Annotated in this window: 16 protein-coding genes and 1 pseudogene; 7 read left to right on the top strand and 10 right to left on the bottom strand. The window is 66.9% G+C overall.

What is annotated here, in order from left to right; genetic code table 11:
* Positions 1-167: 167 nt before the first annotated feature.
* The 3 genes and pseudogenes from TEP_RS11145 to TEP_RS11155 form a co-directional block, all read right to left on the bottom strand.
* Entirely contained in the window at positions 168-3,248 is a 3,081-nt protein-coding gene (locus TEP_RS11145; protein WP_132825324.1) for an efflux RND transporter permease subunit, read from the bottom strand.
* Positions 3,245-6,700 (bottom strand): annotated as a pseudogene (locus TEP_RS11150) (efflux RND transporter permease subunit); the annotation flags it as partial. The gene TEP_RS11145 and the pseudogene TEP_RS11150, both read right to left, overlap by 4 nt.
* Positions 6,701-6,762: 62 nt before the next feature.
* Positions 6,763-7,914, bottom strand: coding sequence for an efflux RND transporter periplasmic adaptor subunit (locus TEP_RS11155; RefSeq protein WP_132825326.1), 1,152 nt, complete (start codon positions 7,912-7,914; stop codon positions 6,763-6,765).
* Between the two features lie 206 nt (positions 7,915-8,120).
* On the opposite strand from TEP_RS11155, the gene TEP_RS11160 reads away from it, so the two are divergent.
* A complete protein-coding gene (locus TEP_RS11160; protein WP_132825327.1) occupies positions 8,121-8,513 on the top strand; it encodes a c-type cytochrome in 393 nt (130 codons plus the stop codon).
* A 9-nt stretch (positions 8,514-8,522) separates the two neighbouring features.
* The gene (locus TEP_RS11165; protein WP_032977578.1) at positions 8,523-8,984 is read left to right on the top strand and encodes a cytochrome c; all 462 of its coding nucleotides are present in this window, start codon (positions 8,523-8,525) and stop codon (positions 8,982-8,984) included.
* 183 nt (positions 8,985-9,167) lie between these two features.
* On the opposite strand, the gene TEP_RS11170 is transcribed toward TEP_RS11165, so the two are convergent.
* Positions 9,168-11,048 (bottom strand): ATP-binding cassette domain-containing protein, encoded by a 1,881-nt coding sequence (locus tag TEP_RS11170; RefSeq protein ID WP_032977580.1) that lies wholly within the window; start codon positions 11,046-11,048, stop codon positions 9,168-9,170.
* Positions 11,049-11,521: 473 nt separating this feature from the next.
* On the bottom strand, positions 11,522-12,397 hold the full coding sequence (locus TEP_RS11175; RefSeq protein WP_132825328.1) for a LysR family transcriptional regulator: 876 nt from the start codon (positions 12,395-12,397) through the stop codon (positions 11,522-11,524).
* Positions 12,398-12,498: 101 nt separating this feature from the next.
* Between TEP_RS11175 and TEP_RS11180 the strand changes: the two genes are divergently transcribed.
* From TEP_RS11180 to dbpA, 3 genes are all read left to right on the top strand, one after another.
* Positions 12,499-13,578 (top strand): YeiH family protein, encoded by a 1,080-nt coding sequence (locus TEP_RS11180; RefSeq protein ID WP_132825329.1) that lies wholly within the window; start codon positions 12,499-12,501, stop codon positions 13,576-13,578.
* A 28-nt stretch (positions 13,579-13,606) separates the two neighbouring features.
* On the top strand, positions 13,607-13,879 hold the full coding sequence (locus TEP_RS11185; RefSeq protein WP_132825330.1) for a hypothetical protein: 273 nt from the start codon (positions 13,607-13,609) through the stop codon (positions 13,877-13,879).
* A gap of 102 nt (positions 13,880-13,981) precedes the next feature.
* Entirely contained in the window at positions 13,982-15,358 is a 1,377-nt protein-coding gene (gene dbpA / locus TEP_RS11190) for an ATP-dependent RNA helicase DbpA (RefSeq protein ID WP_132825331.1), read from the top strand.
* 78 nt (positions 15,359-15,436) lie between these two features.
* Here dbpA and TEP_RS11195 read toward each other — a convergent pair whose 3' ends face one another.
* The 3 genes from TEP_RS11195 to TEP_RS11205 all read right to left on the bottom strand — a co-directional run bounded on the left by TEP_RS11195 (position 15,437) and on the right by TEP_RS11205 (position 18,871).
* Positions 15,437-15,973 carry an adenine phosphoribosyltransferase gene (locus tag TEP_RS11195; RefSeq protein WP_132825332.1) on the bottom strand — a complete coding sequence of 179 codons (537 nt, stop codon included), beginning with the start codon at positions 15,971-15,973 and terminating at the stop codon, positions 15,437-15,439.
* Between the two features lie 611 nt (positions 15,974-16,584).
* The gene (locus TEP_RS11200) at positions 16,585-18,150 is read right to left on the bottom strand and encodes a YdiU family protein (RefSeq protein ID WP_132825333.1); all 1,566 of its coding nucleotides are present in this window, start codon (positions 18,148-18,150) and stop codon (positions 16,585-16,587) included.
* A 31-nt stretch (positions 18,151-18,181) separates the two neighbouring features.
* Positions 18,182-18,871, bottom strand: coding sequence for a glutathione S-transferase (locus tag TEP_RS11205; protein ID WP_025875105.1), 690 nt, complete (start codon positions 18,869-18,871; stop codon positions 18,182-18,184).
* Between the two features lie 91 nt (positions 18,872-18,962).
* Between TEP_RS11205 and TEP_RS11210 the strand changes: the two genes are divergently transcribed.
* Positions 18,963-19,382, top strand: coding sequence for a hypothetical protein (locus TEP_RS11210; protein ID WP_132825334.1), 420 nt, complete (start codon positions 18,963-18,965; stop codon positions 19,380-19,382).
* A gap of 78 nt (positions 19,383-19,460) precedes the next feature.
* Here TEP_RS11210 and TEP_RS11215 read toward each other — a convergent pair whose 3' ends face one another.
* On the bottom strand, positions 19,461-19,670 hold the full coding sequence (locus TEP_RS11215) for a cold-shock protein (protein ID WP_025875108.1): 210 nt from the start codon (positions 19,668-19,670) through the stop codon (positions 19,461-19,463).
* 304 nt (positions 19,671-19,974) lie between these two features.
* On the opposite strand from TEP_RS11215, the gene TEP_RS11220 reads away from it, so the two are divergent.
* Entirely contained in the window at positions 19,975-20,463 is a 489-nt protein-coding gene (locus TEP_RS11220; protein WP_127563463.1) for a YaiI/YqxD family protein, read from the top strand.
* A gap of 13 nt (positions 20,464-20,476) precedes the next feature.
* Here TEP_RS11220 and TEP_RS11225 read toward each other — a convergent pair whose 3' ends face one another.
* On the bottom strand, positions 20,477-21,346 hold the full coding sequence (locus tag TEP_RS11225) for a pseudouridine synthase (RefSeq protein ID WP_132825335.1): 870 nt from the start codon (positions 21,344-21,346) through the stop codon (positions 20,477-20,479).
* Between the last annotated feature and the right edge of the window lie 7 nt (positions 21,347-21,353).

The following is a 21,353-nucleotide window of genomic DNA, read 5'->3' on the forward strand; positions in this document are numbered from 1 at the left end:
CGCTACCGGTAGGTGCCAACCTTGGTTGGCACGCCATTTACACGCGCGGCGATGGTAGCGCCGGGCCATCCCGGCAAAAAAAAAGGGGAAACCGCCCCACTACGACCGGTCTCCCCCCACCACAACACGTTTCCGCCCCTCCGGTCGAGCAAGCTCGACCACTACACCTACACCGGGGTTCCCGCCACGACCTCGCGGCCGCGAGCGCGCTGGATCAGCCGCACCACCGCATTGCGCAGGTCATCAAGCACCGCGTAGATCGTCGGCAGGAACAGCAGGCTGACCACGGTAGAGAACGCCAGGCCACCGGCAATCGCACGCGCCATCGGCGAGTACTCCGGCCCGTTGCCGAACATCTGCGTATCGGTCAGCGAGATCGGCACCATCGCCAGGATCGCCGTGCCCATGGTCATCATGATCGGGCGCAGACGCTCGCGTGAGCCCTCCACCAGCGCCTGGGTACGGCCCATCCCGCCCCGGCGCAGATTGTTGATGTGCTCGATCATCACGATGCCGTTGTTCACCACCACGCCCATCAGCACCAGGATGCCGATGAAGGACATGATCCCGAACGAGGTGCCGGTGATCCAGAACAGCCAGAACACGCCGAAGATCGAGAACAGCACGCCGCTCATGATCGCCGCCGGGAACAGCAGCGATTCGAACACTGCGGCCATCACCACGTAGATCATCACCAGCGCGATCAGCAGGTTGAACACCATCTGCTGCATCGCCTCGTTGTCATCGCCGTAGTCGCCGCCGTCGAAGGTGAAGCCGTAGCCGGCCGGGAAGTTCATCGGCTTGAGCACTGCCTCCATGGCCTTGCGGCCGTCCGGCGCGGTGATCTTCTCGGCCAGGTTGGCCTTGATGGTCAGCGTGGTCTGGCGGTTGGTGCGGCCGATCTGGGTTGCCGACGAACCCACGTCGACACTGACCAGGCTCAACAGCGGCACGCTGCGGCCATCGCCGGTGCGCACGCTGAAACCGGCCAGGTCTTCGGGGCTGCTCTGTTCGGCACCGGCAAAGCGCACCCATACCGGCACTTCGTTGTCACCCCGACGGAACTCGCGCATCGGCGCACCACGCAGCGCCAGGCCAACGAAACTGGCAACCTGCTCGGCATTGAATCCGAACGCCGCTGCGCGCTCACGGTCGACGTGCACTTTCAGTTCGCCGCCCTTCTCGCCGTTGTCGATGCGCACGTCGCGCAGCTCGGCGCGCTGTGCCAGCAGCGGCAGCACTTCCTGGCCGATCTCCTGCAGCATCGCGCTGGAGTCGCCGACCAGCTGCACCTGCACACCCTGGTTGCCGCCACCGCCACCATCACCGCCCTGGTTGCCGACGAAGTAGTCGGTGCGCGCGGACTTAGGCAGCCCTTTGCGCAGTTCTTCCTGCAGCGCTTTGATGTCCTTGGCGTACTTCTCGTCCAGGGTGACCACGGTGGAGCTGCCTTCCTGTTCGCTGTACCAGGAATAGACCTGCTGCACGTGCAGGCGCTCGCGGTTCTCCTCGATCCAGCCTTCGACACGGGCCACTTCCTCGGACATCTGCCGGTAGGTGTAGGCGCCCTTCCACATGTAGCCGATGAAGATGTCCTTGCCACCATCGCCACCGAACATGTCGATCTTGGTCAGCTTCATCGGCACCAGGCTGACCAGCACCACCAGCAGGATGCCCAGCAGGCTCCAGCCGCGATGGCGCAGTGACCAGTCCAGCAGCTGCGCGTAGCGGCGCTGCAGGCGCGCGATCACGCCGGTCTGCGAGTGCACCAGCTTCGGCGTGGCCATGCGTGCGGACAGCATCGGGATCAGGCTGACCGCCACCAGCCAGGAGGCCAGCAGCGAGACCGAGATGGTGATCGCGATCTGCGCCATGAAGATGCTGATGTTGTTGGTTTCGCCGAACAGGTTGGGCACGAACACGATGCAGTGGCACAAGGTGCCGGCGCTGAGCGCGATGGCAACGTTGCGGGTGCCGATGATCGAGGCCAGGCGTGGCTGGTCCGGCAGCCGCTCACGCTCCTGGTAGATGCTCTCGACCACCACCACTGCATTGTCGACCAGCATGCCCACGGCCAGCAGCAGGCCCATCATGGTCAGGATGTTGAGCGTGACCCCGGCGAAATACATGAAGCCCAGGGTGATGGTGAAGCAGATCGGAATGGCCAGGGTCACCATCAACGTGGACGGCCAGTGGCGCAGGAAGAAGAACAGCACCGTCACCGACAGGATCAGGCCGACACCGCCGGCCTCGGCCAGCTCCAGCAGGGACGAGGTCACCGCCTTGCCCTGGTTGTCGATCACCTTGATCTGCACGTCGCGCATCGATGCCTGCGCGCGGATCGCCTCGACCTCGGCAAGCGCGCCGCGCGAGACGTCCACCAGGTTGGCGCTGCGTTCCTTGTAGATGTCCAGGCCAACGGCAGGATTGCCATCCAAACGGCGGCCATAGCTCATCCGCGCCGGCTTCAGCCGCACATCGGCAATGTCACCCAGGCGCAGTCCCTTGGCATTGATCACCAGGTCACGCATTTCCTGCAGGTCGGTGATCTCGCCCACCGGCTGCACGCGCACGCGCTGGCCGTTGTCGTAGATCTGCCCGGCCGAGATCGAGAAATTCAGCGTGCGCAGGCGCTCGCTCAGCTCATTGATGCTCAGGCCGTGGGCGTTCAGGCGGTTCGGATCGATGGCGATCTCCACCTCGTTCGGTGGCGCGCCGGTGATCTCGACCCGGGCCACGCCCGGAATCCGCTCGATACGCCGCTTGAATTCGCGGTCGAGCATGTCATAGGCAGTGGTCAGGTCAGTTGTGCTGGCCAGGCGCACCTTCAGCACCGGCTGGTCGCTGCTGGACCACTTGAACACGTTGTAGCGCTGCATGTCGTCAGGCAAATCACTGCGGATCGCGTCGATGCGCTCGCGCGCGTCCGAAGCGGCGATGGCGATATCACGATCCCAGTCGCTGAACTCGATGAAGATCGACGCAGCTTCGGAGGTCGCCGACGACCGCATGCGCTTGATGCCGGTCATCGTCGCCAGCGACTCCTCCACCGGCCGGATGATGGTCCGCTCGACTTCTTCCGGGGTGGAGCCGGTATAGGGAATCTGCACGAACAGGAACGGTGCGGAGATGTCCGGCAGCGCTTCCAGTGGCAGCCGGAACGAGGCGATCAGGCCGACCACCACCAGCGACACGAAACACATGATGGTGGTGACCGGGCGGCGGATGGAGAACTCGGCAACGCTCATGCCGGTTCCTCCGCACCCGCTGCACTGCCTTCGGCGCCGTGCAGGCCCTCACCGGCATGCTTGCGGCCCCGTTCGCGGTAGTAGGCATCGCCGCGGCGGTCCATCAGGTCGTACACCACCGGGATCACCAGCAGGGTCAACAGGGTCGACACCAGCAGGCCACCGATCACGGTGATCGCCATCGGTGCGCGCACTTCGGCGCCCTCGCCCATCGCCACCGCCAGCGGCAGGAAGCCGAACAGCGTGCACAGGGTGGTCATGATGATCGGCCGCAGGCGCGAACGCGCACCTTCCACCAATGCCTCGTGCTTGGCCACGCCGGCCTCGCGCAGCTGGTTGACCTTGTCGATCAGGATGATCGCGTTCTTGGTGACCAGGCCGACCAGCAGGATCAGGCCAATGAACACCACCACCGAGATCGGCTTGCCGGTCAGCATCAACGCCAGGATCGCGCCGACCAGCGCCAGCGGGATGGTGAACAGGATCACGAACGGATGCAGCAGCGATTCGAACTGCGAGGCCATCACCAGGTAGACCAGGAAGATCGCCAGGCCAAAGGCGAAGATCAGCGACTTCGCCGCCTGTGCCAGTTCCTCGCCCTGGCCGCCGATGTGCAGGCCCACGCCCGCTCCCAGCGGCTGTTCGGACACCATCTGCTGTACTTCGCGCATGGCCGCGCCCAGGTCGATGTCGCGCAGGTTGGCCGAGACCACGGCCACCCGGGTCTGGTCGGCACGATGGATCTCGCTGGGGCCAGTGGTGGCCACCACGTCGGCAACCGCATCCAGGGTGACCGGACGGGTGCTGCCCGGATTGACGATCAACCGGCGGATGCTCTCCACGCTGGCACGATCGGTTTCCTGCGCGCGCACCAGCACGTCGATCTTGCGGTCGCGGAAGCTGTAGCGGGTCGCGACATCGCCGCGCACCTTCTTCACCACCACATCGGCGATCTGCCGCGTGGTCAGGCCCAGCGCGCCGGCTCGCTCCTGGTCGAAGCGGATCTGGATTTCCGGGAAGCCCTCTTCCACGGTGGATTTGACGTCGGCGTAGTGCGCATTGCCGCGCAGCAGCGCCGCCAGGCGCTGGCCAGCCACTTCCAGGGTCGCCATGTCCTGCCCACGCAGTTCGATTTCCAGCGGCGTGGAGAAGCTGAACAATGCCGGCCGCGCGAAGTCGACCTGCGCACCCGGGTGCTGGCCCATGGTGTCGCGCAGGCGCTCGGTGATCTCCGCTTCGGTCTGCGGGTTGCCGCCGCCTTCCATCACGATGGTCAGCTTGCCGATGTTCTCGCCACTCTCGGTCGGGCTGGCGTCCAGGCGGGTACCGCTGCCGCTGACGCCGTACAGCGAGGCCACGCCTTCGCCGTTGCCATGCGCCAACTGCAGCTCACGCACCAGCGCATCGGTCTGCTTCAGCGGCGTGCCGGCCGGCAGCTTGACCGTCATTTCGAAACGGTCCTGCGCCAGCTGCGGGATCAGGTCGGCGCCGAGCATCGGCACCAGCGCCATCGTGCCGACAAACGCCAGCGCAGCCAGGCCCAGCACCTTGCCGGGATGGGCCAACGCACCCGGCAGCAGCCGCAGGTAGCCACGTTCGGCACCGGCGTACGGCTTCATGGCGATGTCGCTGGCCTTGCGCATCACCGGGCCGACCACTGCAGCCACGCCACGGCAGAGGCGCACCACCAGCCATGCCAGCGCGTAGAAGCTCCAGCGCATCGTCGCCACCACACCACGACGGCCGAGTGCGACCGGCTTCTGCCAGCGGCTATGCGGCTGCCACAGCTCGGCTGCGGCTTCTTCCGGGAAGGCCAGCGGCGGCCGGCCCTTCAGCGAGCTCAGCATCGGAATCAGGGTCATCGACACCAGCAGCGAAATCGCGATGGCGATGGCCACGGTCAACGCCTGGTCGCGGAACAGCTGGCCGGCGATGCCGTCGACGAACACCAGCGGCAGGAACACCGCGATGGTGGTCAGGGTCGAGGCGACCACGGCCATGCTCACTTCACGGGTACCGGCGATCGCCGCCTGCAGGATGCCCAGGCCGCGTTCGCGCGCCTTGGCGATGCTCTCCAGCACCACGATGGAGTCGTCCACCACCAGGCCGGTGGCCAGTGCCAGGCCGCCCAGCGACATCACGTTCAGGCTCAGGCCAAGCTGGCCCATGAAGAAGAACGTGGCGATGATCGAGACCGGCAACGACAGGCTGATCACGAACGTGCTCCAGCCGTCGCGCAGGAACAGGAAGATGATCAGGATCGCCAGCAGGCCACCGATCACCGCGTCCTTCTTGACGTCGGCGATGGCGTGCTCGATGAAGCGCGACTGGTCTTCGATGGTGGTCAGTTCGGCATCGGCCGGGAACGTCGCCTTGATCTGCTCCAGACGCTTGCGCAGCGCTTCGGCGGTGGCCACGGTATTGGCGTCGCCCTCCTTGTAGATCGCCAGTTCGACCGACTCCTTGCCGCCCAGGCGGATGACCGCTTCGCGTTCCTTGTAGCCCTGGCGCACGGTGGCCACGTCCTTCAGGCGCACCGGCACGCCGTTGGCGACCACGCTGGAGGCGCCGCCAGAGGAAGCGCTCTGTGCAGCGGACGCGGCGGCGACGGCTGCAGCCGAGCCCGTAGAGGCAGCGATGTTGAACATCTGCTGCAGCGCCGAGTCGGCCGCGCTGCCGTTGGCGGACTGGGTGGTGACCAGCAGGTTGCGGATTTCTTCCAGGTCGGCGAACTGGTTGACGGTACGCACCAGGAAGCGCTGCGAGCCCTCCTCCAGACGGCCGCCGGAAATGTTGATGTTCTCTTCCTTCAACCGCTTGATGACGGTGTCGATCGGCAGGTTGAGCTGGGCCAGTTTCTGCTGGTCGATGTCGACCTGGATCTCGTCTTCCAGGCCACCGCCAACCTTCACCGCCGCCACGCCGGTAACCGGCTCCAGCTTCTTCTTCAGGTCTTCGTCGGCATAGCGACGCAGGCCGGTCAGTTCGCGGATCGCTTCTTCGTCGGTCGCAGGCGCGGCCTTGGTCGACAGCACCAGGCGCATGATCGGCTCGGTGGAGGGATTGAAGCGCAGCAGCACAGGCGCCTTGGCTTCCAGGGGCAGGTTCAGCGCTTCCATCTTGTCGCGCACTTCCAGGCTGGCCTGGTCCATGTTGGTGCCCCAGGCGAACTCGAGCACCACATCACTCTGGCCGGTGCGCGAAACCGACTTCAGCTTGCGCAGGTTCTTGACCACGCCCACGGCCTCTTCGACCGGCTGGGTGATCAGAGTTTCCATTTCAGTAGGCGCCGCACCGGTGTACTCGGTGCGCACGGTCAGCGTCGGATAGCTCAGGTCCGGCAGCAGATTGACCTTGAGGTTGCCCAGCGCGATCAGGCCGAACAGCAGCAGGGTGACCGTGCACATGGCGATGGTGACGCGACGGCGGGTGGCGAACTCCACCAGGCCGCCACGCATGCCTGCGGCGGCGCCATCGCTCCCTGGCGAGGCACCGTGGTCGTGGCCGGGCGCGGTCATTGCGTGCTCCCGGCCTTCTCTGCCGGCTTGGCCGAGGCGGTTACGGTCTTCGCCTTGGCCTTCGGATCGGCGATCACCTGCACCGCAGTGCCGTCGCGCAGGGCGACCTTGCCGGCGGTGACGATCTGGTCGCCTGCCGCCAGTCCCTCTCGGATTTCCACCCACGGCCCTTCGGCGTAGCCGAGCTTGACCGGCACCCGCGCGACCTTGCCCTCGCGCACCCGGAACACTGCCGGTTCACCATCGTCCAGCAGTGCCAGGCGCGGCACCACCAGTGCGTCGGCACGCTGGTCGTAGTCGATGCGGATACGGCCGAACATGCCCGGCTGCAGCGACTGCGCGGCACCGTCGAAAGCACTGACCACACGGAAGGTGCCACTGCCCGAATCCACCACCGGTGCGATGCGGTCGACGACACCAGTGAAGGTCTGGCCCGGCAGCGCATCGGCCGACAGCGTGACCGGCTGGCCTGCGCGCAAGGTCGCCAGCTCGCGCTCGGGCACGTTGAGGGTGGCTTCCAGCCGCGAGTTGTCGACGATGCGGAAGATCGGCGTGTTGATCTGCACGAAGTTGCCGGTCTTGATCGATCGCGAGGCGATCACGCCGGAAATCGGTGCGACCACGGTGGTGTAGGACAGTTCCAGCGTGGCCAGGCGGTACTGCGCGCGCACGTTTTCCAGGTCGTAGCGCAGCTGGTCGACATCGGCAGCGCTGACCATCTGCTGGCCGACCAGCTTCTGTGCGCGCTGGTAGTTGTTCTCCAGCTTGCGCATCTGCGCCTCGCTCTGGGCAACGGCCAGGCGTGCGCGGTCCGGATCCAGCCGCACCAGAGGCTGCCCGGCGCTGACCCGCTGCCCTTCCTCGACCAGCACCGCCAGCGCAACGCCGGAGGTCTTGGCGACCACCTGCGATTCGGCGCGCGGCTCCAGTGCCGCCGTTCCGGTGTAGCTGGCGGCCACCGCGCGATGGCCGGCCACGGCCACTTCCACCGGCACCGCGTCGACCTTCTTCTCGTCCTTGGTCTCGGCCGCCTTGGCCTCGTTGTTGGGCCCAGCGGCGCAACCGCTCAGCAGCAGGGAGGTGGAGAGCAGCAGCGCGGCAGCGCAGAGTCCGCTGCGGGGGCCGGGCAGGAAAGGTCGGTGCGACATCGTCAGATCCCTGGAGAATGCGTGGGCAGGTGTGGTAGCAAAGTAATGCACCACTTCACGGCAACACCATATCCCAAAGGTCATGGTGCCTTCACGCCGCCGGTCGGGCCGACCCCCATTTCAGCTAGATGAAACCTGAGGCTATACTCGGGTCGTTCCGTACCCCACGCCGGAACGACCAGACCCGAATCCCCGGAAAAGACACCATGCGCCCGCAGCCGCTCGCCGCTTGTCTCGCTCTGGCCGTCCTCCTGCCCCTCGGGGCCGCCGCACAGCCCGCACCTGCTCCTGCAGCACCACCCGCCCCGGCACCGGCTCCGGCCCCTGTGCCGACGGCTGCCACGCCCACCGGCAGTTTCGACAATGGCCGTGTGCTGGCCTACACCTGCCAGGGGTGCCACGGCATCATCGGTTACAAGAACGCCTACCCCAGTTACCGGGTACCTAAGATCGGTGGCCAGACCCAGCAGTACCTGACCCAGGCCCTGACCGAGTACCGCCAGGGCAAGCGCCGGCATCCGACGATGCAGGCGCAGTCGATGAGTTTCAGCGAACAGGAGATCGCCGATCTCGCTGTTTACCTGTCCACCGTCAAGTAAGGCCCGCCCATGTCGAAAGCCGCGCATCCACTGCGTCACGCCATCGCCCTGTCCGTCGCCCTGCTGCTGGCGGCCTGCTCGCAGTCACAGGTGGAGAACAGCGAGAAATCCGCCGGCGATCCCGGCCATGCCAGCGGCGAGCACGGATCGTCTTCCTCCGCGGGCCTGCCTGCCGGGCGTGAAGCCGCCGGCGAGGCCCGCGCCAAGGTCAAGAGCAAGGCCACCAGCCAGAGCTGCATCGATTGCCACGGTGCCGACGGCAATGCGCCGATCGACCCGACCTATCCGAAGCTGGGTGGGCAATATGGCGATTACCTGGCGCATGCGCTGCAGGCCTACCGTGCCGGTGATCGCCAGCATGCGCTGATGACACCGCAGGCGAAGGACCTGAGCGATCAGGACATTGCCGACCTGGCCGCGTATTTCGGCAGCCGGCCGAGCCAGCTGCGGGATCTGCATGGGGTGAAGTAGCGCCGGGCCCCTACCCGGCTGCTTTGCGGTAGCACCGGGCCCCTGCCCGGCTGCTTTGCGGTAGCGCCGGGCCATGCCCGGCGGAATGCAGGAGCCCCGCGCTGCGCGCTCGCGGGGCATGGCCCCGCGCTACCGGCATCCCGCGCGCCGCGAACACCGCGCCCGGCGGGCGCGGATCAACGCTCAGCCTTCCAGTTCTTCCCAGCGCGCGTACGCGGCATCCAGTTCGGCCTGCACCTTGGCCAGCTGCTGGGTGTGCGCGGTCACTTCGGCACTGCTGCGCGTGTAGAACGACGGATCGTTCATTGCCGAGGTAAGCCCTTCAACATCGCCTTCCAGCTTTTCGATCGTCTTCGGCAGCTGTTCCAGCTCACGCGCTTCCTTGTAGGCGAGCTTGCGCTTGGGCGCGGCCGGTTCCGCAGCCGCCGCCGGGGCAGCGACGACCGGCTTGGCGGCAGCAACCACCGCAGGCGCAGCGGCCACGCTGGCCGCGTAACGCTGCCAGTCGCTGTAGCCGCCCACGTACTCGCCGATCACGCCATCGCCTTCCATCACCAGCGTGGAGGTCACCACGTTGTCGATGAAGTCACGATCATGGCTGACCAGCAGCAACGTGCCGTTGTATTCGCCCAGCAGCTCTTCCAGCAGCTCCAGGGTTTCCACGTCCAGATCGTTGGTCGGTTCGTCCATCACCAGCAGGTTGGACGGCTGCGCGAACAGCTTGGCCAGCAGCAGGCGGTTGCGCTCGCCACCGGACAGGCGGGTGATCGGCGCGCGCGCGCGCTCAGGGGTGAACATGAAGTCCTGCAGGTAGGCGTGAACGTGCTTGCGCTTGCCGTTGAACTCGAGGAAATCGCGGCCTTCGGCCACGTTCTCGATAGCGCTCCAGTCTTCGCGCAGCACTGCGCGGTACTGGTCGAAGTACGCAACCTGCAGGTTGGTGCCGGCGTTGACCTCACCCTTCTGCGGCTGCAGTTCGCCCAGCAGCAGCTTCAACAGCGTGGTCTTGCCACTGCCGTTGGGGCCGATCAGGCCGATGCGGTCGCCACGCAGGATGGTGGTGGAGAAATCGCGGACCATCGTGCGATCGCCGAAGGCGAACGAAATGTCCTTGATGTCGATGACCTTCTTGCCCGAGCTCACGCCCTGGGCCGCTTCCATCTTGACGTTGCCGCTGAGGTCGCGGCGCGCGGAACGCTCATTGCGCATCGCCTTCAAGCGGCGTACGCGGCCTTCGTCGCGGGTGCGGCGTGCCTTGATGCCCTGGCGGATCCACACTTCTTCCTGCGCCAGCAGCTTGTCGAACCGTGCGTTTTCCTGGGCCTGCGCGTTGAGCCGTTCTTCGCGACGGCGCTCGTAGTTGGCCCAGTCGCCCGGCCAGCTGGTGACCTGGCCGCGGTCGATCTCGACGATGCGGGTGGCCAGCGCACGCAGGAAGCGGCGATCATGGGTGACGAACACCACGCTGCCGTTCCAGTTCTTGAGGAACATTTCGAGCCAGTCGATGGCTTCGATGTCGAGGTGGTTGGTCGGTTCGTCCAACAGCAGCAGGTCGGGGCTGGAGACCAGCGCACGGCCAAGCAGCACGCGGCGCTTCATGCCGCCGGACAGGCGCGCGAACTCCGCGTCGCCATCGAGGTCGAGCTTGGTCAGCGTCTCGCTGACGCGCTGGTCCAGGCCCCAGCCGTTGGCGGCATCGATCTTGGCCTGGACATTGCCCAGCGCTTCGCCATCGAACACGTCGGCGTGGCTGAGGTGATGGAATTCGGCGAGCCATTGGCCCAGTTCGCCCAGGCCGTCGGCAACGACGTCGAACACTGAACCGGCAGCGCCATGCGGCACCTCCTGCTCCAGGCGGGTCACGCGCACGCCCTGCTGCACGCGCACTTCACCGTCATCGGGCTTGTGGTCGCCGGACAGCAGCTTGAGCAGGGTCGATTTGCCGGCGCCGTTGCGGCCGATCAGGGCGATACGCTCGCCCGGCTCGATCGACAGTTCGGCTTTTTCCAGCAACAGCGGGCCGCCGACGCTGAAGTCGACGTTTTGCAGAGTAATCAGAGGCATCCGGCCATTGTAGCGGGTTGCGGGGCCTGGCCGGGCGGCGCCCGGCACCCGCGGAGGCAACGTCAACCGCCGAGGCAACAGCCAAAGCCGGCTTCCTGTGGGATGGCGGGGTGGGTCCGGTTGCGGGGGACGCTGCAAGTCCCCCTCCGGGGCCCGGCCCAGCCGCTGGCGGCTGTGCGTTCGGGCGCTTGCGAAGCAGTGCGTCCCCCTCCGGGGCCCGGCCCAGCCGCTGGCGGCTGTGCGTTCGGGCGCTTGCGAAGCAGTGCTTCGCAAGCAAAGCTCCCTCACCCCTGTAAGCTCGGTCGCCGCATCCATGCGGCTCACGCCCCCGCAACCGGACCCACCCCGCCTTCGACAGTTTCCCGCTGCTGTTGGTGGGTGCCGACCGTTGGTCGGCACGGGGTCGGATCCCGTTGCTGCGCAATGGGCTCTGACCCCTGCGTGGAATTCACGCTGCGGAAGATGGATCCCGGCTACTGCACTTCCCCCAGCAACGCCTGCAAACCCGGCAACCATCGCTTGCCAGGGTGGCGTACCAGCCACAGCGTGCGGTGCAGGGTGGGCAACGGGGTCTCGAGCACGCGCAGGCGGCCGAGAGCCAGCGGCTCTTCCAGCGCGTGGCGCGAGAGGCAGGCCAGGCCGAGGCCGGCGATGGCGGCTTGCTTGATGGCTTCGGTATTGCCCAGCTGCAGGGTCTGGGCGAAGCCGCGCAGATGCGGCAGCAATGCCTGTTCGACAGCCTCGCGGGTGCCTGAGCCGGGTTCGCGCAGCAGCCAGCGTGCGCGGCGCAGTTCGTCCAGCGACCAGCGCGCGGGAGCCTCGGCGGCCGCCACAATCACCAGCGGGTCCTGCTGCCAGGCGGTCACCTGCAGCCCGCGTTCGTGGCATGGGCCTTCGATCAATCCTGCATCCACGTCCAGCCGTTGAACGGCCGCCACCACGCCTGCGCTGTTGTCGATGCGCAGATCGACCTCGGCCTGCGGTGCCTGCCGCAGCAGCTCGGCGATACGCGGCGGCAGCAGGTAATTGCCGATAGTGGTGCTGGCGGCCAACACCAGCCGCAGCGGTGCGCCTTGGGACGGGTCACCGCCCGCCGCCAATTGCCGCTCCAGATCGGCGGCATTGACCAACAGCGCGCGCGCCGGCTCCAGCAAGGCCCGGCCGTGGCCGTTCAACGCCAGGCGACGGCCGATGCGGTCGAACAGCGGCGTGCCGAAGTGCGCTTCCAGCTCCTGCAGGGCGGCGCTGCTGGCAGACTGGGAAAGCGCGATGGCCTGGCCTGCTGCGGTGGTGCTGCCCTGATCGGCGATGGCAACGAAGACCTGCAGCTGGCGGAGCGTCAGGCGCATGCACATTACCTGCGTTATGGGTAGGTTTCACCGATATTATTCGTTTTACAGGTCGATCGCATGGATGCAGGCTGTACGCCTCTCTTCCGCATCTACCCGCCATGAACGCGCCCGCCCTGTCCCCCTGGTCCCTGCCCGCCCTGCGCCAGCGCTGGCAACCGCGCCTGCCCGGCCTGCTGCTGGTCGGCGTGGTGGCGGCGGCGTCGCTGTACCTGGCCGAGCTGCCCTGGCTGCAGGCGCATGGCCTGAGTGCGCTGACCGTCGCCATCGTCGCCGGCATCGTGGTCGGCAACACCTTGTACCCGCGACTGGCCCCCGCCAGCGCGGCGGGCGTGGGCTTCTCCAAGCACTGGCTGCTGCGTGCGGGCATCGTGCTGTACGGCCTGCGGCTGACCTTCCAGGACATCGGCCACGTCGGCCTCGCCGGCGTGCTGATGGACGTGCTGGTGGTGGCGAGCACCTTCGGCCTGGCGTGCTGGCTGGGTGTACGGGTGTTCAGGATGGAGCGCGAGGCGGCCATGCTGATCGGTGCCGGCAGCGCGATCTGCGGTGCGGCGGCGGTGATGGCCGCAGAGCCGGTGGTGCGCGGCCGTGCTGCGCAGGTGACGGTGGCGGTATCGACGGTGGTGGTGTTCGGCACGCTGGCCATGTTCCTGTACCCGGCGCTGTATGCGCTGGTGCAGTCGCACGGCTGGCTGGCGATGGACGCGCGGCAGTACGGCCTGTTCACCGGCGCCACCGTGCATGAAGTGGCACAGGTGGTGGCTGCCGGACGTGCGGTGGGCGAGTCAGCCGCCGATACCGCGGTCATCACCAAGATGGTGCGGGTGATGCTGCTGGCACCGTTCCTGATCGCACTGTCGCTGTGGCTGGCCCGTGGTGGCAAGGCAGCGGCGGACGGTGGCAAGGCCCGGATCGTGGTGCCGTGGTTCGCGTTCGGTTTCGTGGCGGTTGCCGGCCTCAACTCGCTGCATCTGCTGCCGGTGGGTGTGCAGGCCGGGCTGGTGCAGCTGGATACCGTGCTGCTGGCCATGGCGATGGCCGCGCTGGGCCTGACCACCCATGTGTCTGCGCTGCGCCAGGCCGGGTTGAAGCCGCTGCTGCTGGCATCGATCCTGTTCGCCTGGTTGCTGCTGGGTGGCCTGGCGATCCACCAAGGTGTGCTGGCGTTGCTGGGCTGAGGGCAACGTGGATCGTTAGACTTGAAACATGCCAGTCTCCCCCGCCCTTCTGCAGATCCCGCTGCGCCTTCTGGATGATCGGTATGGGCCGGGCAATGTCGATGAGGCCGAAGACACGCTAGCCGGGATCGTTCAGGCGGTGATGGGCGTGCAGGCAACCTGTTCGTTTGATTTCGACACGCGGCACGCCAACCCGTGGTTCCACCAGCTGCTGCTGGAGCCCCGGGTCGCTGGAAAACCGGCCACCCCGGAGCAGCTGCAGGCGATGGCCGGGCGGCTGGTGGCCATCGGGCTGGGCTGAGAAGACGTTCGGCCAAGGTGCCGACCAAGGTCGCCCGCTACCGGGCGCCCCCACAATCGTGAACGACGGCGGGAGCGGGCGCGCGCGCAGGTACAATGCGCCATGACTGATTTCTCGACCCTGCCGCTGAGCCCGGCCCTGCAGCCCGGCCTGGATGCCCTCGGCTACACCACCCTCACGCCGATCCAGGCGCAGAGCCTGCCCGCCATCCTTGATGGCCGCGATGTGATCGCCCAGGCCCCGACCGGCAGCGGCAAGACCGCCGCCTTCGGTCTTGGCCTGCTGCAATCCATCGACCCCAGCCTGATCCGCGTACAGGCGCTGGTGCTGTGCCCCACCCGCGAGCTGGCCGACCAGGTGGCCAAGCAGATCCGCAAGCTGGCCACCGGCATCCCCAACCTGAAGCTGCTGCTGCTGACCGGCGGCACGCCGCTGGGCCCGCAGCTGGCGTCGCTGGAAAGCCACGACCCGCACGTGGTGGTCGGCACGCCCGGCCGCGTGCAGGAACTGGCGCGCAAGCGCGCACTGAATCTGGGCGCCGTGCGCACCCTGGTGCTGGACGAGGCCGACCGCATGCTCGATATGGGCTTCGAGGAACCGATCCGTGAGATCGCCGGCCGTACCCACCGCGATCGCCAGAGCCTGCTGTTCTCGGCAACCTTCCCCGACACCATCCGCGCCATGGCCCGCGACCTGCTGCGCGATGCCGTGGAAGTGACCGTGGAAGGCGCCGACCAGGCCCCGGCCATCCGCCACCTGTTCTGCGAAGTCGAACCGGCACACCGGCAGAAGGCACTGGCCGGCCTGCTGCTGAAGTACACGCCCGAATCGGCCGTGGTGTTCTGCAACACCCGCAAGGACGTGGACGAAGTGGCCAACTCGCTGCAGCAGTTCGGCTTCTCCGCGCTCGCGTTGCATGGCGACATGGAGCAGCGCGACCGCGAGGAAGTGCTGCTGCGCCTGGCCAACCGCAGCTGCAATGTGCTGGTTGCCAGCGACGTTGCCGCGCGCGGCCTGGATGTGGAAGAGCTTGCCGCAGTGATCAACTACGAGCTGCCGACCGACGTCGAGAGCTACCAGCACCGTGTCGGCCGTACCGGTCGTGCCGGCGCCAGTGGCCTGGCGATCAGCCTGGTGGCGGGCCGCGAAAAGAACCGCGCCGACGCCATCGAAGCACAGCGCGGCGAGCCGCTGGACTGGCAGAAGACGCCGCTGGCGACCTCGCGCCCGGCCGAGCTGCCGCAGGCGGCGATGCGCACCCTGCGCATCGATGGCGGCAAGACCGACAAGCTGCGCGCAGGCGACATCCTCGGCGCCCTCACCGGCGATGCCGGCCTGTCGGCCAAGCACATCGGCAAGATCGCGATCTTCCCGACCCGCTCATACGTGGCGATCGCCCGCGAGCAGGTCAACAAGGCGGTGGCGAAGCTGGAAGCGGGTAAGATCAAGGGCCGTCGTTTCCGCGTGCGGATGATGTAACGGGCAGGATATCCGCCGGGCACGGCCCGGCGCTACCTGCTTGCCGTGGGTAGCGCCGGGCCATGCCCGGCGACGCAATCAGAACACCAGTTCGGTGTGCAGCGGCAGATCCGCTTCCCAGCGGCCACGGCCGCCCAGGCCGTCCAGCTCGACCAGCACGCCGGCACCGACCACGTCCACGCCCAGGCGGCGCACCAGCGACAACGCAGCCACCAGCGTACCGCCGGTTGCCAGCACGTCGTCGATGATCGCTATGCGGGCACCGGCCGGCAGCGCGTCGGCATGCACTTCAATGCAGTCGCTGCGGTATTCCAGCGTGTATTCCTCGCGCAGCACCTTGCCCGGCAGCTTGCCCGGCTTGCGCACCGGCACGAAGCCCACGCCCAGTTCCAGCGCCATGGCCGCACCGAGGATGAAGCCGCGCGATTCGATGCCGACCACCGCGTCCAGCTTCTGATCGCGCCAGCGATCGGCCATCGCCACAATCGCGCCACGGAAGTCCTCGCTGTGAGCGAGCAGCGGCATGATGTCCTTGAACAGAATGCCCGGCTTGGGGAAGTCGGCGATGTCGCGCAGGCGGGACGCCCACTGCGGAGCGGCGATGGCGTCGGTCATGGCGATTCGGTTGTCTGATGGCGGCATAGGGTACCTGTTCCGGGCGCCGGCTGCCTGTTGAGGAGTTCGGCCGGGCTGCGCCCCGCGCCCGCAGAGGCCTTCAAGCCAAGCCAAGCAACGGCAACAGCAACAGCGGGGTTCCGTAGTTTGCCGGGGCGGGTCCGGTTGCGGGGGGCGCTGCAAGTACGTCCATGTAAGCTCGGTCGCCGCATCCATGCGGCTCACGCCCGCGCAACCGGCCCCACCCCGCCTTCGACAATGTCCCGCTGCTGTTGGTGGGTGTCGACCTTGGTCGACACGTAGATCCACGCCATGCGTGGATCAATTGTCGAAGTATTCGATTTCGATGGAGATTCATCCACGCATGACGTGGATCTACCAGCCTTCGGGAAACTGTCGAAGGCCGGGTACTGTGGGGTTGTGGGGTGTGAGCCGCATGGGCCCGAACGCACAGCCGCCAGCGGCTGGGCCGGTCTGGGGATTCACGGCGTCCCCGCAATCCCACAGTGCCCCGCCATTCCTCGGAATCTCGACGTTGCTGTTGCTGAGGTTGCCGGCCAGCGGCCGACACCACAGCGGGTGCAGGGCGCAGCCCTGCAGAAGAACACTCTTCAGGAACTGCAGGACAGCATCGAACAGCCAGCGCGATCGTCAGCCCACGCCGGTCGCTTGCCAGCGTAATGTTCCAGCCCCGGGCGTTCGGTGTACGGATCACGCAGGACGTCCTGCAGGGCGTGCACACCGCCCAGGTCGCCATGCTCGGCGCGGTCGATCGCTTCCTGTGCCAGCCAGTTGCGCAGCACATACAGCGGATTGGCCATACCCATCCTCGCAACACGCTCGGCTGCCGGCAGCGGATCGGCACGCAGCCGCGCCGCGTACTCCTGCAACCACTGCTGCAGAGGTTCCTGCACCGCGTGCTGGCGCTCGGCGTCGTAGAAGACCTCGGCCAATACGCTTGCATCGGGTGCGTTGGCATCGATGCGCATCAGCGCACGCCATGCCAGGGTCATGTCCATGCCGCCGTCCTGCATCAGCTGCTGCCAGCGCTGGTAAAGCTGCAGATCGGCATCGTCGGCCGCGGCCAGCCCCAGCTTGGCCGCAACATCGCGGCGGGTGCAGGCGACAAACGCCGCCTGGTAAGCGGCCAGCCCTGCCTGCAGCGGCTGCACGTCGGCGAACAACGGCGACAGCGCCTGCGCAAGCCGGTTGAGATTCCAGTACGCCACCTGCGGCTGGGTGCCGAAACGATAGCGGCGTCCCTGCGCATCGGTGGTGTTCGGGGTCCAGTCCGGGTCGAAGTCTTCGACCCAGCCATAGGGGCCATAGTCCAGCGTCACGCCGAGCACGGAAAGGTTGTCGGTGTTCATCACCCCATGCACGAAGCCCACGCGCATCCAGTGCGCGATCATCTCTGCGGTACGCACGGCGATCTGTGCGAACCAGTCGCCATACAGCGCTTCGCCCTGCCCCGTCAGTTCCGGGAAATCGCGGGCGATGCACGCCTCGACCAGTTGCTTCAGCAGTGCGGTCTCGCCACGTGAAGCAGGCAGTTCAAACGAACCAAAGCGCAGGAACGAGGGAGATACCCGGCAGACGATCGCGCCGGGCTCCGCGCGCGGATGACCGTCGTAGAACATGTCGCGCACCACGTCTTCGCCGGTGCCGACCAGCGACAGGGCGCGCGTGGTCGGCACACCCAGGTGATGCATGGCCTCGCTGCACAGGAATTCACGGATCGACGAGCGCAGCACCGCACGGCCGTCGGCGCCGCGCGAGTACGGCGTCGGCCCGGCACCTTTCAGCTGAAGCTCCCAGTGCCGGCCATCGGGGGCAATCACCTCGCCCAGCGAGATGGCGCGGCCATCACCGAGCTGACCGGCCCAATGGCCGAACTGATGGCCCCCATAGTTGGCCGCCCACGGCTGCATGCCCGCGTACAACGCGTTGCCGCCGAACACCTCGGCGAAGCCTTCGTCATCGACCTGCGCAGGATCGAACCCCAGCATCCCGGCAACCTCCGGCGACCACGCCAGCAGCACCGGCGCTGCGACAGGCGTCGGCATCACCGACGACCAGGCCGCACCCATCACTTCGCGCCGGCGCGGACCGGACTCGGGATCGCCCGGCAGCAGATTCAGCAGGCGGTTGTCGAACTGGGGGGCAGTGGTATCCATGGGCAAAGCATGGGGGCGGCGACGGCCATCCTCAATCGCCGCGCAGGGCCTGCAATGCCCCGCCGTGCGCCTCGGCGCGCCGGTAGGCCGGGCGCTCGCCGATGCGCTTGAGGAAGCCACGCAACGCCGGCTTGTCGTCCAGCCCGCCGCCGCGTGCGGCCGCCGCCTGGATCGGGAAGCTCATCTGGATGTCCGCCGCGGTGAAGCGTTCGCCTGCAAACCACGGGCTTTCGGCGAGGCGCCGTTCCATCCAGTCCAGATGCAGGCGTCGCTGCGGGCCGATGAAACCGCGCTCGGCCTTGTCGGCGATGCTGCGGGCGATCGGCCGCGCGAAGAATGGCATCGGCGCGCTGCGGATGCGGCTGATCACCAGGGTCAGCAGCATCGGCGGCATGGCCGAACCTTCGGCATAGTGCAGCCAGTAGCGGTAATCGATGCGCTCTTTGCCTTCGGCCGGTACCGGCGACGGCGACAGCTGGCGATGCACGTCGTAGCGGTCAACCAGGTAGTCGAGGATGGCGCCGGATTCGGCCAGGATGAGGTCGCCATCCTGCAGCACCGGCGCCTTGCCCAGCGGATGCACCTGGCGCAGTTCCGGCGGCGCCAGCAGGGTCTTCGGGTCGCGCGGGTAGCGGCGCAGTTCGTAGTCCAGCCCCAGCTCTTCCAGCATCCACAGCACGCGAAGCGAACGGGAATTTTCCAGATGATGGACGATGCGCATGGGCGGCTTCCGTAGAAAGGTGCCCGATGGTAGCGCGGCCTGGTGCACGCAGGTGTCTGCTACCCTGCCCGGCCGTGGAAGGCCTGCCAGCATGGACACCCCGCCGTTCGATGCACTGCTTGGTTACCTCGGGCAATCCGAGGAACACAACTGGACGCAGTACATCTGCGAACACGTTGCCAAGGGCGTCCTGCGCAGATTCGAAGCGCACGATTGGCAGCGCCTGCAGAAGATGATCGCAGCGCAGCCCGCGTTCTGGCAGCAACGCTGCACCGACGCGCTGGGTGAATGCATGAGGCCCGAAGCCTTGCCGCTGCTGTTCAGTCAGCTCCATTCCAGCGATGACGACAGCCGGATACTGGCGGCCTATCACCTGCAATGGATGGAAGTGCCGGTGGGTCCGGAGGTGGTTGATGTCCTGCGCGAGATCCTGTTGCGCATTCCGGCAGCCGAACGCGCCGAGTACCAGGAAATAACCCAATTGCTGGAGCGGGCGCTGGCTGCGGGTTGAACCCGTCGTGCGACGCAAACGAAAAACGCCGGGAGCTTTCGCTCCCGGCGTTCTGGCTACCAAACGGTAGCAGACGGATTAGACCGCCTGCACCTGGTCAGCCTGCATACCCTTCTGGCCCTGGACGGCGACGAAGGTAACCTTCTGGCCTTCCTGCAGGGTCTTGAAGCCGGTGCCCTGGATCGCGCGGAAATGCACGAACAGGTCCGGGCCGCTTTCCGGGGTGATGAAGCCGAAGCCCTTGGCGTCGTTGAACCACTTGACAGTGCCGGTCTGACGATCAGACATATTTACTAACTCCTGAAACACATGTTGAAAAAAATCGCAGCCACCGGGTATCGGGGCCGAGACTGAGTTGCAGGCGTTGGTAAAGCGGATCGATGAGCGGATCGTGAGATCAACTGCACCAGGCCACGATTCACGGTGACCCTAGCAAACACAGTGGGCCAGACGATACGCGTGTTTTGAGCAAAAAGCGATAGCCTTGATATTCAGCGTCAAACGGCCGGCCCCTAGACAGGGCAAGGGGTTGCACCAGATCGAGGCTAAACCCGGGTCCCCATTCAGGTTTTTCCTACCCTACACTGGGTAAATGACTGAAGCTGAAACCCGAGCTGAACCCCTGCTCCCCCGCATCTGGGTGGACGCAGACGCCTGCCCTGTTGTCATCCGCGACATCCTGTTCCGCGCAGCTGAACGGGTCGGCGTGGAGCTGACCCTGGTCGCCAACCAGTGGATCCGCACCCCGCCTTCGCGCTGGCTGCGCTCCATCCAGGTTCCGCAGGGACTGGATGTGGCTGACAGCGCCATTGTCGAGCGGGTGGCCGCCGGCGATCTGGTGGTCACCCAGGACATCCCCCTGGCGGCCCTGGTGCTGGAGAAGAAGGGCGTGGCCCTGAATCCGCGCGGCCAGCTGTACACCCCCAACAACATGGCCGAGCGGCTGTCGATGCGCAATTTCATGGAAGAACTGCGTGGCGCCGGCGTCCAGACCGGCGGGCCACCGCCGCTCGGCGCGCGCGACCGCCAGTTGTTCGCTGCCGAGCTGGACCGCTGGCTGGCGCGACGACCGGGCAGGTGAATCCGGCTGTGCGTCAGCCGGGAACCGACAAGGTGCGCGCGCTGCGGAAGCTGCGTCGCTGGCCGGTCAACGGATCGTCGAAGGCCAACGCCTGCGCCAGCAGCTGCAACGGCGGCTCGGCCGCACCCTGTGGCCGCACGTGCAGCTGCGGATAGAGCTCGTCCCCCAGGATCGGCGCCCCGAGCGCGGCCATATGGACGCGCAGCTGATGCTTGCGCCCGGACTCGGGCGCAAGCCGGTAGCGCCAGACCGGGCCATGCGCATCAATGACCTCGACCCGGGTCAGCGCATTCGGCTCGCCGGGAACTTCAGCCATACGGAAGAACGGTTCCCCCGGCTGCAAGCGGCTATGCCGCTCCAGCGGAAACCGCAGGTCCGGCAAGGCCCGCGCCAGCGCCTCGTAGGTCTTCGCTATGCGGCGCTCACGAAACAGCCTCTGGTACGCGTCGCGCGTTTGCGGCTGGGTGGAAAACAGCACCAGGCCGGCCGTCAGCCGGTCCAGCCGGTGCAACGGCACCAGGTTGGCGTTGCCGGTGCGCTCGACCAGGCGCGCCAGCAGGGTCTGGCGCACAAAAGCGCCGGCCGGCGCGGTCGGCAGGAAGTGCGGCTTGTCGGCCACCAGCAGGTGCGCGTCGTGATGAAGGATGCTCTCCTCGAAGGGAATCACCGGCTCATCGGCCACTTCACGGAAGTAGCGGATCTCCAGCCCCACCTGCCACGGCATGTCCGGTGCCAGCGCCCTGCCCTGCGCGTCCTGTATTCGCCCGCGTGCGAAGCGACTCTCCCATTGCAGCCGGTCGATGCGCGGGAAGCGCGCGCACAGGCCATCCAGCAGGGAAACCCAGTCCCCGGGCGGCAGCTGCAGTCGGCTGGGCGTGCTCATGGCGCGA

The sequence above is a fragment of the Stenotrophomonas sp. TEPEL genome, from assembly GCF_004348785.1.
Taxonomy (GTDB): Bacteria; Pseudomonadota; Gammaproteobacteria; order Xanthomonadales; family Xanthomonadaceae; genus Stenotrophomonas; species Stenotrophomonas indicatrix.